The sequence below is a fragment of the Nocardiopsis exhalans genome, from assembly GCF_024134545.1.
In the GTDB taxonomy this organism is placed as follows: Bacteria; Actinomycetota; Actinomycetes; order Streptosporangiales; family Streptosporangiaceae; genus Nocardiopsis; species Nocardiopsis exhalans.
Map to the genome: position 1 here is coordinate 336,260 of NZ_CP099837.1, position 13,094 is coordinate 349,353.

Below are 13,094 nucleotides of genomic sequence, written 5' to 3' on the forward strand. Positions count from 1 at the left end.
CGGCCGTACCCCCGTTGTCCCCCCTCCTGACCGCCCGGGAGGATGGGTGCCATGACCCTTTTGTCGTATGGCATGTGGCTCGGGATCACCTTCGGTGTTCTGTCCTGTGTCTCGTACACGGCCGCCGCCGTGGCCCAGCGCAGGCTCGCCGTTCGGATGACCGAACCCTTGACCGGGCGTAGGCAACTGGGTTCGATCCTTCGCCACCCGCTCTGGTGGGTGTCGATGGTGTTCAACGGGGGCCGTGCCGGTTTCCAGGTGGCGGCGGTGAGCTTCGCGCCGCTGACCGTCATCCAGCCCCTCGGCGTGCTGGTGCTGATCTTCGGTATTCCGTGGTCGGCCAGGCTCGCCCACCGCAGGGTCAGCCGCGCGGAGTGGCACGGCGCCGCCTACACGATGCTGGCGCTCGGGGTGCTGCTGGCGGTCACGGTCACCGGTGACCAGGGCGGGGTGCTGTCCGCCGAGGAATCGGTGCTGGTGGGAGTCGGGGCCGTCGTTCTGCTCGCCGCCATCGCCGGGATCGCGGGCCGGGTTCCTTCCGCGTCCTGGCGCAGCTACCTGCTCGCCGCCGCGGCCGGAATCGCCTTCGGGGTGTCCGCGGCGACGGTGAAGACCGCGGTGTGGGCCTTCGGCGACGGCCTGCTGGCAGGGCTCACGCACCCGTCGGCGCTGGCGACCGCGGTGATCGCGGTCTTCGGGCTCTTCCTGGCACAGGCCGCTTACCAAGGCATGGACCTGGGGGCGCCGTTGGGTGTCACCACGCTGGCCAACCCGGTGGCGGCGGCGCTGGTGGGGGTCGTGTTCATGGGCGAGACCTACGCGGGCGGCTGGCTCGGCGGCGCGGTCGCCCTGCTGTGCGGCCTGGTGGCGGCCTACGGGATCCGTCTGCTGACCGTGCCCACCAACGGCGTCGCCGAGTCCGCCGTTCAGACCCAGGAACCCGAGCCCCGGGCCTGACATCCCGCCCTTGACGCCTTGACCCGTGCCCCGCAGCCCTGCAGCTCGGGTTTTTCGGGGGAACGCGGGCAGCACGGAGCGGGCGGGAGCGGACTCCCCCGATATCGACATCAGGTCGGGTGGGGGTGTGCCAGGCGCTGTCCCCAGGCTGTGGATAACCCGCGCCGAGAAACGTTACGCCCGCGGCCCGTTCTCCGTTCCTGGGATCGCCCTACCATCGGGACTTGCTTTCGTTGCGTAGTTTCGTCACGACTGCTTCGTCACGGCAACGCTGTGCCCGGGTGTCCACTTGTCGACCTGTCCGTCTGCCTGTCTGACCGTCTGTCTGACCGTCTGTTCGGATCGGGTGGCGGGGATCAGAGCTCCGGGAAGCCGACGGTCACGACCAGACCCCCTTCCGGGCGGGCTCTCGCGGTGGCCCTGGCGCCGTGGGCGGTGGCGATCGATCGGACGATGGACAGCCCGAGCCCGCTGCCCGGGCGGTCACGGTGCAGGTGGGCGGCGTCGCCGCGGTGGAAGGGCTCGAACAGCTCGTCCGCGTCACCGGCCCCGAATCACCGACCTCGGCGCCGGTGTTGGTCACCTTGAGCACCGTGCGCCCGGCACCGCCCCGCCCCGGGCACCCGGTTCACCGCTCCATCCCCGTGTCCACGTCCCACGGGTTCACCGGCACCATCCCGGTCCGGAAACCGTTCTGGTCGAGCAGGTGACCGCTGAGCTTCATCGGCCACAGCGCGATCGAACGGTCCCCCACCACCAGCTTGGGCGCGGTCCGCACGAGCTCCGCCTCGAACCGTTGGGCGTCCTCCACCGACCGGCTCCACGCCGCCACCATCAGGTTGTGCCGACCGGTCACTCCCGCGCACAGCCGCACCTCGCGCATACTGCTGATCCTCTGCGCCGCCTCGGTGATCTGGTCCGGCGGCAGCTGCGCCCACACGATCACCGCGATCGGCCAGTCCGACAGCGGCCGCGACACCTCGCAGCGGGCCTGGACCACCCGGGAGGCGAACAGCCGACGCACCCTGCGGCGCACGGTGTCCGGTGTGCTCCCGCAGTCCTGGGCCAGGGCCGTGTAGGAAGCGCGCGCGTCGACGGAGAGCGCCACCGTCAGCTTCCGGTCCAGGGCGTCGGGATCTCCGGCCGGTTCGGCCGCGGGGAGCTCCCTGGCGATCCGTTCCGCCTGCCGGGGGTCGAGGGCCCGAAGCCGCCAACGGCTGCCCTCGGTGAACACCGCCCCGGCCACGTGGGTGCGGCTGGACCGCACCCCCGCCATCGTGTCCAGCTGGCCCACCACCCACCGCGACAGTGTGCCCACGTCCTCCAGCATCACCGTCAGGATCAGGTCCCGGTCACCGGTGACGTGCTCGACCGTGGCCACGTAGGGCAGTGCGGTGAAGGCCCGGGCGACGTCGAGCAGGGCCCCGCTCACGCAGTCCACCTCCACGAACGCCAGGCAGCCCTTTCCCTGACCGCTCATCCCCGTGCCGGGCGCCGCGCTCACCCAGGCCGCACCGGAGTCCACCAGCCGCTGCCAGCGCCGGGCGGCGGTCACCGCGTCGATCCCCAGCACGTCGCTGACCAGCGACCAGGGGGCGCGGGGGGAAATCTGGAGGGCGTGGACGAGTTGCTGGTCCACGTCGTCGAGCATGCGGTTTTCCGGCACTTTTCACCTCCCCCCTGAGATTTTCCTGCTTTTTGCAGCCCTTTTTGAAGCTCTGGCCCCATTCTGACCTGCACAAGCACACGAGGGAAGGCAGGCCGGGATGCTGATGGTCGAGCGTGCGGAGCGGTTCCGCGAGGAGATGGTGCAGTTGCGCAGGGCCCTGCACCGCGAGCCCGAACTCGGGCTGGACCTGCCCCTCACCCAGGGCCGGATCCTGGCCGCGCTCGACGGGCTGCCCCTGGAACTCGACGTCGGCCGTGGGCTCACCTCGGTGACCGCCGTCCTGCGGGGCGGCAGGCCAGGCGGTGCCGTCCTGCTCCGCGGTGACATGGACGCCCTCCCGGTCCAGGAGGACACCGGGGTCGACTACGCCTCGACCATTGACGGCCGTATGCACGCCTGCGGGCACGACCTGCACGTCGCCGGGCTGGTCGGCGCCGCGAAGATCCTCTGCGAGATGCGCGGGGAGCTGCACGGCGACGTCGTGTTCATGTTCCAGCCGGGGGAGGAGGGCTACAGCGGCGCCCCGAAGATGATCGAGGAGGGGGTGCTGGACGCCGCGGGCAAGCCCCTGGACGCCGCCTACGCCATCCACGTCGCCGCGAACACACTTCCCCAGGGGATCCTCGCCACCAAGTCCGGTGTGGTCATGAGTGCCTCGGACGCCGTGAAGGTGTCCGTGCGCGGGGTCGGCGGCCACGGCTCCACCCCGCACACCGCAAAGGACCCGGTCCCCGCGATCTGCGAAATGGTCACCGCCCTCCAGAACCACGTGACCCGCACCTACGACGTCTTCGACCCGGTGGTCATCACCGTCGGCAAGCTCAGCGCGGGTTCGCAGGGCAACGTGATCCCGGCCGGAGCCGAGTTCGAGGCGACCGTGCGCAGCTTCTCGGACACCAACCACGCCCTCCTCCAGGAGCGCGTCCCGGCCCTGGTCCAGGGCATCGCGGCGGCCCACGGGCTGACCGCCGAGATCGACTACGAAGTCCAGTACCCGCCCACCGTCAACGATGACACCGAGGCGGTCTTCGCGATGGAGACCGCACACGAGCTGTTCGGTGAGCACAGCGGGTTCGTTTCCCCCGTCCCCGTCGCCGGGTCCGAGGACTTCTCGTTCGTACTGCGTGAGGTGCCCGGATCGATGCTCCTGCTCGGCGCCGTCCCCGAGGGCACCGATCCGACCGCCGCGCCGGCCAACCACGCGCCGCAGGCCCGCTTCGACGACGCGGTTCTGCCCCGACAGGCCGCCCTCCTGGCCGAGCTCGCGGTCCGCCGCCTGGCCAGGACTTCCTGAACCCCCACCCCCACCCCCACCCCACCCCCACGCACAGAAAGGCGCGGCTCGTGAGTGAACGCAGTCCGGATTCGGCCGAGAGAACCGGTGCGGCTGAGAAGACGGGCGCCGCGGAGCACACGGTCACCGGTGTGGTCGCCGTGGTCGGTCTGCTGGTCTTCTTCGAACTGACCAGCGGTCTGCTTCAGGGCGCGACCAGCCCCCTGCTGCCCGCTATCCAGGCGGAGCTGGACATCCCCAGCGCCCAGCTCCACTGGGTGCACGCCGTCCAGTACCTGGCGGCGGCGGTCAGCGTCCCCGTCTTCGGGCGCCTCGGCGACCTCTACGGGTACCGGCGGATGCTTCGGATCACTCTGCTGTTCATCGCCGCCGGCAGTGTGGTCGTGGCCCTCGCGCCCAATCTCACCGTCCTGCTCCTCGGCCGGATCCTGCTCGGCCCGCTCGCCGCGCTGCTGCCTCTGGAGATCGGGCTCGTCCGGGACCGGCTGGCGCCCGCACAGAGCCGCCGGGCCATCGGCCTGCTGGTCGGTTCGCTGACCCTCGGTATGCTCCTGGGAACGCTGGTGGCGGGTGTGGTGCAGAGCCTGGTCGGTGACGTCCGGGTGACGCTCGGCCTGCTCGCGGTACTCGCCCTCGCCTGCCTCGGACTGTCCTACTTCCGCGTCCCCGAATCCCGGAACCGGGCCGGGGGCGGTATGGACTGGCTCGGCGGCGTTCTCCTCGGCCTCTCCCTGGTCGCCCTGCTGGGATCCATCTCCCAGGGCAACCACTGGGGCTGGACCTCTCCGGTCTTCCTCGGCGGGGTCGCGGCGGCCGCGGTGCTGTTCGCTGTGTGGATCCGGGTGGAACTGCGCTTGGAGCAGCCGCTCGTGGACCTGCGGGCCGTCGCCTCGGCCGCGGTCGCGCCCCAGTACGCCGCGGGGGCGACCCTGGGAGTGGTGATGCTGGGCGGTCAGAGTGTCATCGTGATGTACCTGGCGACCGCACCGGAAGCCGCCGGGTACGGGTTCGGACTGGGGGTCATGGCGATCTCCCTGGCGGTGACCGCACCCACGGTCCTGGCCTTCGTCGGCGCCAGCACGATCGCGCCGGTGGCCACGCGCCTGGGCTACCGCAGGACCGTGTTCCTCGCCTTCGTGCTGATGGCGGCTGGAACCCTGGGCCTGGTGTTCTCCTGGGCGGTCCTCTGGTCGTTCCTGGCGTCGTTCGCCGCGGTCGGGCTGGGCTGCGGTCTGGCGCTGGGCGCGCTGCCCACACTGGTGGTCGAGGCCAGTGCGGCCGACCGGGCAGGGAGCGCTTCGGCGGTGTTCAACAACCTGAAGACCCTCGGCGGGAGCATCGGCGGGGCGGTCTCGGCCGGGGCGCTCGGCTACTTCCTGGCGGCCGGGACCGACGAACCCCAGCTCATCGCCTACCAGGGGGTGTGGGCGGGAGTGGCACTGCTCGCCCTCGGTACGGCCTTCCTGGCCGGAAGGACGCCCCAGGCGCCGCGCTGACCGAAGCACCGCGCCGAACGGCGCGCCCAACGGCGCGCCGGTGTCGACCCGTGCGCCGGTGTCGACGGGGCTGTCCACAGACTGTGGACAGCCCCGTTCGGCGGTGAACCCCCGGCTCAGGATTCCGAGTCCGGACCTCCGCGCCCGCCGTCTCAGACCTCCGGGTCGGGTACCGACACCGGCACCTTCCACACCAGGACGGTGCCGCCGCCCTCGCCCCTGCCCGCGCTGAACCCGCCGCCCAGGGCCCGGGCGCGCTGGTCCAGGTTGCGCAGGCCGCTGCGGCGGCCCTCCTCGGGCAGCCCCACGCCGTTGTCGGTGACGGTGAGGGTCAGGGTGGTCGGACGACCGGTCACCGATGTCTCCTCCACCGTCACCGAGACGTGCACCTCCGTGGCCCGGGCGTGCCGGGCGACGTTGGTCAGACCCTCGCCCAGGACCGCCAGCAGCTGCTCGCCCACCTCGTCGGGCACGGACGCGTCGATCGGCCCGTCCAGGCTCACCCCCGGATGGCAGCCCAGGCTGTGCGCGGTGTTCTCCGCCAGCCGCAGGATCCGCCCGCGCAGGGAGGTGTCCCGCCGGCTCGGCGGGTTCTGCAGGTCGAAGATGGTCGAGCGGATCTCGCGGATCGTGCTGTCCAGCTCGTCGATGGTGCGCTGGACCCGCTCCTCGGCCTCCGGGGAGTTGATCAGCCGGACCGTGCTCATCAGGGTCATCGCGGAGGCGAACAGCCGCTGGATCACCACGTCGTGCAGGTCCTTGGCGATCCGGTCCCGTTCCTCCAGGACCACGATCCGCTCGCTGTCCCTCCGTGCCTCGGCCAGTTCCAGCGCCACCCCGGCCTGCACGGAGAAGGCGTGCAGCATGCGCCTGATGTTGCCGTCGAAGGGTGCCCGCTCGGAGAGCTTGCCGAGCAGGAGGACCCCGCGGGTGTTCCCCGGGGTGCCCAGCGGCACCAGCAGACCAGGCCCGTACCCGCGGTGGGTGAGCATCGGGCAGTTGGCCTGCCGCAGGTCGGGAATGGCCGTGGCCTCGCCTGACTCGTACACCCACCCGCAGGCGGAGTCGTGGATGTCCACCGGGGTCCCCAGGATCTCCTGGGCGATCGGGCCGTCCGCGATCTCCGCGAACAGGTGCCCGCGCGCGTGCGGGTCCGGCAGCATGATCACCGCCGTGTCCGCGCCGCCGATCTCCCTGGCCTGCGCCGCCAAGTAGGCCAGTACCTCGTCGGTGTCGGCCCCCGACAGCAGCCGGGTGGTGATCTCGGTGGTGGCGCCCAGCCACCGCTCGCGCAGCCGGGTCTCCTCGTACAGGCGGGCGTTCTCGATCGCCACACCGGCGGCGGTGGCCAGCGCGGTGACGATGGTCTCGTCCTCCTCGTCGAATTCCCCGCCGTTCTGCTTCTCGGTCAGGTAGAGGTTGCCGAAGATTTCGCCGCGCACCTGGATCGGCACTCCGAGGAAACTCGACATCCCCGGGTGGCCCTCCGGGAAACCGCTGAAGTCCGGGTGTTCGCGCAGGTCGGGCAGGCGGACCGGGGCCCGTTCGTGCAGTGGGGTGCTCAGCACGCCCTTGCCGTAGGGGAAGCGGCTGATCCGCTCGGCCTGGGCCTGGGTGAACCCGACCGGGATGAACTCGGTGAAACTGCCGTCCTCACCGATCACACCCAGCCCGGCGAACCTGGCCTCGGCCAGGTGTGCGGCGGCCTCCGTGAGCCGACGCAGCACGGTCGCCAGGTCCAGGTCGCCACCGATGTCCAGGACCGCCTGAAGCAGAGAGTGCACCCTTCCCTGGGCGGAGAGCCCCGGGTTCATCTGGGAATGCACCTCCGCGAGGAGCTCGTCCAGGGGCTTCGGGGACAACCGGTGGCTCTGGGGGATCTCGGTCATGTGTGGTTCAACCTCCGCAGAGCCGTTGAGGGGTTGAGGACTATTGGATGAATTGTCGTTGGTTTTTTCCCGATTTGCCACATCTGGCTGCTCGTAAGCTTGTCCGAGGGGCTGGGAATTCCTCTGGAATCGAGGACAGCGGCCCGGTAATTCATGCTAACGTCACGGTCAGTCGGCGCACGAAGGCCTCTCTGGCCTCGCGTCGGGCACCCGGATCCCGGTTTTTCCGGTGCCATTCACATGACCCCCATGAGCTTGTCGTCCCTTCGGTACTTCGCCGGAGCGGACCGGCCCACACGGCGGAAGGAAACCCCCGGTGTCTGGATACCACGGTACGGTCGGCGCCACAGGCGTCCGTCCCGCCGTGTGCCCGGAACCACTCCGACGGGCCCTGACGCTGGTCGGTCTGCTCACCGGGATCCTGTTCACCGTGTGGCTCGCCTCCGCCGCTCCCGCGCACTCCGCGGAGCTGTCGGGGCCCGGGAACGCCCTTTCGGGCGGGCTCGTGGAGAGCACTCAGAACCTCGGCGGGTCTATCAGCGGGGCCGTCACCACCGTCGGTGAGCACGCCGCGAAGGCGGTGGACGGTGCCTCGGAGGCCGCGCAGGCGGTCGAGACCGAGGCGGCCGACCCCGTGCAGCACGTCCGTGACGCGGTCCGGGAGACCTCCCTGCCGAGCCCCGAACAGCTTCCCGAATTCGTCGCCCCGGTGCCCGAGCAGGTCACCGCTCCCGCTCCGGAGGCCGACGGCGACGCCGCTTACGACGAAGCCCGCGAGGACGGCGAAAGCCGGGCGCGGACCTCCGAAGAGGTCGTGGCGGTGGCCGAAGAGCCCGCCGCCCAGGCCCTGAGCTCGGTGCGGGAGCAGAGCGCCTCCGCTGACCAGGGCTCGGTTTCGGCCGAGCGCGGCACGGCCGGTGACACCGGCCTCCGCGGCGCCGACACCGTCAACACCGTGGCGAGCGGCACCGCCCCCGCCATCGGCGGCAGCGCTCCGGCGCCCGCCGTGGCCGGGTTCCTGCCCGTCACCGGCGCCCCGGCGCCCGCCCCCGGCCTGTTCGAGGCCGCCCGGCACGTCCTGCGCTCGGTGCCCGCCGAGTCCGCCGACGAGCCGACCTTCTCCCCGGACTAGCGCACCCACCGGATCCGCGTCCCGCGCCCCGGTCCTGCTCTGTCCGGCTTCTGAGCTCCAGCGCGCCGCACGCGACCGACCCGGCACGGTTTCTCCAGCCGCACCCGTTCCCAGCCGCACCAGCCTTCCCGGTGACTTCTGGGGGCTGACGTGAGCCCCGCACCTCGACCGCGAGGTTCACGTCAGCCGGTGGTCCGCCAGACCGACCGACTGAATCCGGATCGAACCCACCCGCCCCCACCAGGGGCGCACGGGTTCACCGACCGGAGAGCTCGCCCGTACCACCCTCAGGACCGGCCTCCCCTGGCCAGGGAAACGGTCCGGCGCGACGGGGCACGACACCCGCTCCGTCGCGCCCCCCATGAACCGAACACACGCACACTCCGGAAGGACTCACATGTTCCACACCGCCCGTTCCTCAGCTCGGACCCTGCTGCTGGCCGCCGGCACCGCCGGATTCGTCGCCCTCGGCGCCGGTATCGCCGGTGCCGACACGCTCGGCGGTGTCACGGACGGCCTCCCCCTGGGCGACCTGCACAACCAGGTCCCCACCGCCCTGACCGAAGGCGTCACCACGCCCCTCGGCGACCTCGTCAAGGTCCAGCCCGGCGAGCTCTCCGCCCAGCCCGAGCTCCAGCACCAGTCCGCCGAGGTCCAGCACCAGAGCGACCCCGTCGGGTCGATCGTCGGTGACACCGTCTCCACGGACACGCTGTCCACGGACGCCCCGCTGCGGACCGGCGAGGACAACGCCGCCAACGTCGGACCGCTCGACCTGGGCACCGCCACCGACACCTTGCCGCTCAGCGACACCGGCGGCGCGGTCGACCCCCTGTCCATGCTGCTCGGCGGGACTGACCTGCTCGGCGGGACCGGCCTGCTCGACGGTCTGGCCCTGGACGGCGGCGGTCTGCCCCTGGGCGGCGGAACCCTCCCGATGAGCGCGCCCGCCTCCCCGATCAACCTGGAGCAGGGCGCGGCCGTCGTCGACGACACCGTCACCGAACTGGGCAGCCGCGCCGGGACCGGTCTGCACGAGCCCAGCCTGGGCGTGGTCGGCCTGGACGACCTGGACGTCGCCCAGCTGGGCGAGACCGTCCCGATGAGCGACCCGGTGGGCTTGGACGCCGGTGAGAACGCCGACCTCACCGGCGGGGTGACCACCCTGCTGCCGCAGGACCTCCAGGGCACCCTGCCGATGAACGCCCCCGAGGACCTCGAGGTCGTCGGTGCCGTCGTGGACGCCGTCGACAGCACCCTCGGGGACCTCGGCGACGGGGTTGACGGTCTGGGCCTCGAGGACCTGGGGGCCGAGGAGACCCTGCCGCTGTCCGCTACTGACGCGGACCTGGTCGGTACCGTGCTGTCCGAAAACGCGCTGCCGGAGACCCCCGGCGGCGACCTGATCGGCGTCCAGGGCCTGCCCGAGCTGGGCGAGCCCGAGGTCGCCACCCTGCCCCTCGCCGAGGAGCTGCCCGCGGGTGACCTGCCCTTCGACCTGCCCGCGGAGCTGCCGGTCGAGCTGCCCCTTGCCGTTGAGCAGCTCTTCGCCCCGGTTTTCGTCAGCTAGTCACCGAGAACGTGCGCCCGTCGGTCGTGGCGGGCGCACCACGCCTCGGGCGGTGAGCGGGACCACCCCCGTTGACCGAGGCGCCGGTGGGAACTGTGGGGGTTCTCCGGCGCGTACCAGCGGGACGGAAGCGTCCCCGCCGCCCGAGGCACCCGCCCTGCTGGGGGCGTACACGCCCTGCCAGGGGCATGAGGAGGCCCCCGCCGCGAGTTTTCGCGGCGGGGGCCTCCTCCTCGTGTCGGGCGCTTTCCGGTCCGTCTACCAGCCGTCGTCCTCGCCGGTGCCGAAGCCCAGGCCGTCCTGGCAGGGGTTGGAGGTGGCGTCACGGCCCTCGCCCGGGCGGGCGGAGGGGTTGGCCTCGGTCTCGGCGGGGCCTTCGGTGGGCCCCTCGGTGCCCTCCTCCAGCGCGGACGGGTCGGCCGGGGTGGGCTCGGCCGTCGGCGGCTCCTGCGGGACGGTGGCGTCGTCGGCGGCGAGCAGCGCGGGCAGCGGGCGGTCCTCGCGCACGGCGGCGAACAGCTCTCCGGCGTCCTCCTCGTTCCACATGACCCGGTTGGGGTCGTAGGGCGCCTGGTACCAGGGAACGGTGTGGAACTCGATGTCGGACAGGTCCACGTCGGCCATGGTGACCGCGATGGAGAGCATCCGGTCCAGGGTCAGCTCCCGGTCGGTGGCGCTGTGCTGGGCCACCGCCTGGAGGATGCCGTTGAGCTTGGTCGGGCTGCTGAGCACGTCGCCGCTGGTCGCCTGGTCGGCGAGGGCGGCCAGGAACATCTGCTGCCGGTCGATGCGCCCCATGTCGCCGCCGTCGCCGATCTCGTACCGGGCGCGGACGAAGGCCAGGGCCTGCTCGCCGTCGAGGGTCTGTTCCCCGGCGTCGAGGTCGAGCTTGGCGCGCCGGTCCTGCATCGGCTCGGGGATGCACATGTCCACCCCGCCGATGGCGTCCACGACGTCGCGGAAGCTGGCGAAGCTCAGGTGGACGAAGTGGTCGACCCGAATGTCGGTGAGTGTCTCGATGGTCCGGATCACGCAGGGCGGGCCGCCGTGGTACAGCGCGGTGTTGATCATGCCGAAGTAGCCGTAGGTGCCGTCGGCCTGCCCGTAGGCGTCGCACTGGGGGAGTTGCACCAGGGAGTCGCGCGGGAAGCTGATCACCGAGACGCGGTTGTCCGGGGAGATGTGCGCGAGCATCAGGGAGTCGGAGCGCTCGCCCTCGAACTCCGTGGAGTAGGCGGGGCTGTCCTCCTCGAAACCGTCCGAGCCGATGAAGAGGATGTTGACCGCGTCGCTGATCTTGTCCGGCCGCTCATCCTCGCTGAGCAGCGAACCGATGTCGTGCTGCACCATGCCCGAGCGCAGGGAGTAGTAGTAGCCGTAGGCGGTGCCCACCCCGGCGAGCATGATCAGCGCCAGGGACGCGGCGGTCCACAGGACGACCCGGCGCAGTCGGCTCCGCTTGCGCTTGTTCCCCACGGCGGTGGCCGTGGCAGCCGGGGGCTCGGCGTCCGGTTCTCCGGTGCCCGACTCCTGAGCGTTCGGTTCGCTGCTTTCCGGGCCCTCCGCAGCGGTTGCCGGAGTGTCCTCGGCGCTCTCCGCCGGGCGGTCCGCGGTGGTCTCTGCCGGGCTGTCCTCGGCGCTCTCCGCCGGGCGGTCCGCTGTGGTCTCGACCGGCGTGTCGACGTCGTTGACGACGGTCTCCGGCCCGTCCGGCCCGTCCGGCCCGTCGGCCCCGGTCTCGGCGGAGTCCCCGTCCGTCCTGTCCTGCTCTGCGTCCTGCTCGGCGGGATCCCCCTCAGCCCCCTCAGGCCGGGGATCGGGCTCGGGGGTCTCGTCTGGTGTGTGGTCCGCGCCGGAGTCGGCGGAGTTCTCGTCAGCGGGCATCGTGACAATCTCGGTGAGTTCGGACGGCTGGGTGTGCCAACGGCCGGACACCGACCCGGTTGGGTCACGCGTCCGTGTCCGGGTGAGGGCGGAGGTCGCGCGGGGGAAGGGCGCGGGCAGACCGGAATCCTGACCGAAAAGTCGCCGAGGGGGTGTGTCGAGTCCGTGTGGAAAGCCGGGACACCGGCGGACAGGGGTTGCCGAGGACGCCGGAACCCACGCGTGGCAGTGATCCTAGGTGAAGTTCTCTTCGAGTGCGCGTTCGGGTTGTCCATGCGCGCGGTTCCTGACCACAATTGCGCCGCACAATTCCTTCGCCGGGTGGAAGTCGCCTGAGGCTTTCCTCTCCGACTGTCTCATCCGTACCCGAGGGAATCACTTCTGACCCGCCGGTGATACGCGGGTTCTTGGCGCTGAAGCACCCTTCGCCGCACATATCCAGCGTTGTCGCCTGTGGGATCAGTCGTCCCAGAAGGTGCTCTCCTTCTTCGGATCCTCCTCCTCGGTGGTGGCGGTGGTGGTGCGCCCGCCGCTCTTGCCGGTCGGCTTGGCGGCGGTCTTGGTGCTCTTGGTGGTCTTGCGGGCGGTGCCGCCGCTACCGGGGCTCTTGGCGGTACCGGTGTGGCGCGGGCGCGGGGTGACCGGGCTCTTCTCGATCGGCGCGCTGGGCTTGGGGGCCTCGCCGGAGTGAATGCTCAGGGCCTCCTCCTCCACGCTGAGCAGCTTGCGCATCACGGCGGGTACCTCGGGCAAGCGGTCCGAGCGCAGGTGGGCGCCGAGGACGTCCAGGGCGTGGTCACACAGGACGCGCTTGGCGCTGGTGGCGCTGACCCCGCTGAGCTGCTCGACCTCGGGGAGGTCGTGTTCGCGCAGCAGGCGGACGACGGCGCTGAGCCGCTCGCGGGTCTTGCGGTCGGTCATGGACATGACCGTGAGCTCCGACTCGCGCAGGAAGTCCGTGTCGTCCGCGGTGCCGTCGCGCTCCGCGATGAAGGCGCTGGTGAGGTTGCGGGCGGAGGTGCGCGTGCTGGTGCGCAGTTCGGCGCGGCGGATCTGGCGGGCGTGCAGCGCGGTCACGACCACGCTGGTGACGAGGCTGATACTGGCGCCGATCACGACCAGCACGACGGTGTTGTCGAGCATGTGTACGGGAGACCTTTCCGGGCGGTGGTCCGCACGGGACATGGCCACGGGGTTGGTGGG

The 13,094-nt window shown here is 71.4% G+C and carries 10 protein-coding genes; 5 read left to right on the forward strand and 5 right to left on the reverse strand.

Annotation, left to right across the window (positions count from 1 at the left end; translation table 11 throughout):
* Nucleotides 1–51 precede the first annotated feature (51 nt).
* Entirely contained in the window at nucleotides 52–957 is a 906-nt protein-coding gene (locus NE857_RS01560; RefSeq protein ID WP_254419448.1) for a DMT family transporter, read from the forward strand.
* 356 nt (nucleotides 958–1,313) lie between these two features.
* On the opposite strand, the gene NE857_RS34170 is transcribed toward NE857_RS01560, so the two are convergent.
* Nucleotides 1,314–1,487 carry an ATP-binding protein gene (locus NE857_RS34170; RefSeq protein ID WP_363319943.1) on the reverse strand — a complete coding sequence of 58 codons (174 nt, stop codon included), beginning with the start codon at nucleotides 1,485–1,487 and terminating at the stop codon, nucleotides 1,314–1,316.
* A 98-nt stretch (nucleotides 1,488–1,585) separates the two neighbouring features.
* Nucleotides 1,586–2,623 (reverse strand): Lrp/AsnC family transcriptional regulator, encoded by a 1,038-nt coding sequence (locus NE857_RS01570; RefSeq protein WP_254419449.1) that lies wholly within the window; start codon nucleotides 2,621–2,623, stop codon nucleotides 1,586–1,588.
* Nucleotides 2,624–2,723: 100 nt separating this feature from the next.
* Between NE857_RS01570 and NE857_RS01575 the strand changes: the two genes are divergently transcribed.
* Both NE857_RS01575 and NE857_RS01580 read left to right on the forward strand, forming a co-directional pair.
* A complete protein-coding gene (locus tag NE857_RS01575) occupies nucleotides 2,724–3,920 on the forward strand; it encodes a M20 metallopeptidase family protein (RefSeq protein WP_254419450.1) in 1,197 nt (398 codons plus the stop codon).
* A gap of 50 nt (nucleotides 3,921–3,970) precedes the next feature.
* The gene (locus tag NE857_RS01580; protein WP_254419451.1) at nucleotides 3,971–5,416 is read left to right on the forward strand and encodes an MFS transporter; all 1,446 of its coding nucleotides are present in this window, start codon (nucleotides 3,971–3,973) and stop codon (nucleotides 5,414–5,416) included.
* A gap of 152 nt (nucleotides 5,417–5,568) precedes the next feature.
* Here NE857_RS01580 and NE857_RS01585 read toward each other — a convergent pair whose 3' ends face one another.
* Nucleotides 5,569–7,305, reverse strand: a complete 1,737-nt coding sequence (locus NE857_RS01585) for a sensor histidine kinase (protein WP_254419452.1) — start codon at nucleotides 7,303–7,305, stop codon at nucleotides 5,569–5,571.
* 316 nt (nucleotides 7,306–7,621) lie between these two features.
* On the opposite strand from NE857_RS01585, the gene NE857_RS01590 reads away from it, so the two are divergent.
* Both NE857_RS01590 and NE857_RS01595 read left to right on the forward strand, forming a co-directional pair.
* Nucleotides 7,622–8,437, forward strand: a complete 816-nt coding sequence (locus NE857_RS01590) for a hypothetical protein (protein ID WP_254419453.1) — start codon at nucleotides 7,622–7,624, stop codon at nucleotides 8,435–8,437.
* 397 nt (nucleotides 8,438–8,834) lie between these two features.
* Nucleotides 8,835–10,007 carry a hypothetical protein gene (locus NE857_RS01595; RefSeq protein ID WP_254419454.1) on the forward strand — a complete coding sequence of 391 codons (1,173 nt, stop codon included), beginning with the start codon at nucleotides 8,835–8,837 and terminating at the stop codon, nucleotides 10,005–10,007.
* 258 nt (nucleotides 10,008–10,265) lie between these two features.
* Here NE857_RS01595 and NE857_RS01600 read toward each other — a convergent pair whose 3' ends face one another.
* Together NE857_RS01600 and NE857_RS01605 are read right to left on the reverse strand one after the other, a co-directional pair.
* Entirely contained in the window at nucleotides 10,266–11,891 is a 1,626-nt protein-coding gene (locus NE857_RS01600; RefSeq protein WP_254419455.1) for an LCP family protein, read from the reverse strand.
* A gap of 459 nt (nucleotides 11,892–12,350) precedes the next feature.
* Nucleotides 12,351–13,034: a hypothetical protein gene (locus NE857_RS01605; RefSeq protein WP_254419456.1), complete on the reverse strand. Its 684-nt coding sequence runs from the start codon at nucleotides 13,032–13,034 to the stop codon at nucleotides 12,351–12,353.
* Nucleotides 13,035–13,094: the final 60 nt, after the last annotated feature.

Bases quoted from the DNA above. Each gene is read 5' to 3' on its own strand.
- NE857_RS01560 (WP_254419448.1), top strand. From the start codon at position 52: ATGACCCTTTTGTCGTATGGCATGTGGCTCGGGATCACCTTCGGTGTT.
- NE857_RS01575 (WP_254419450.1), top strand. From the start codon at position 2,724: ATGCTGATGGTCGAGCGTGCGGAGCGGTTCCGCGAGGAGATGGTGCAG.
- NE857_RS01605 (WP_254419456.1), bottom strand. From the start codon at position 13,034: ATGCTCGACAACACCGTCGTGCTGGTCGTGATCGGCGCCAGTATCAGC.
- NE857_RS01600 (WP_254419455.1), bottom strand. From the start codon at position 11,891: ATGCCCGCTGACGAGAACTCCGCCGACTCCGGCGCGGACCACACACCA.
- NE857_RS01585 (WP_254419452.1), bottom strand. From the start codon at position 7,305: ATGACCGAGATCCCCCAGAGCCACCGGTTGTCCCCGAAGCCCCTGGAC.
- NE857_RS01595 (WP_254419454.1), top strand. From the start codon at position 8,835: ATGTTCCACACCGCCCGTTCCTCAGCTCGGACCCTGCTGCTGGCCGCC.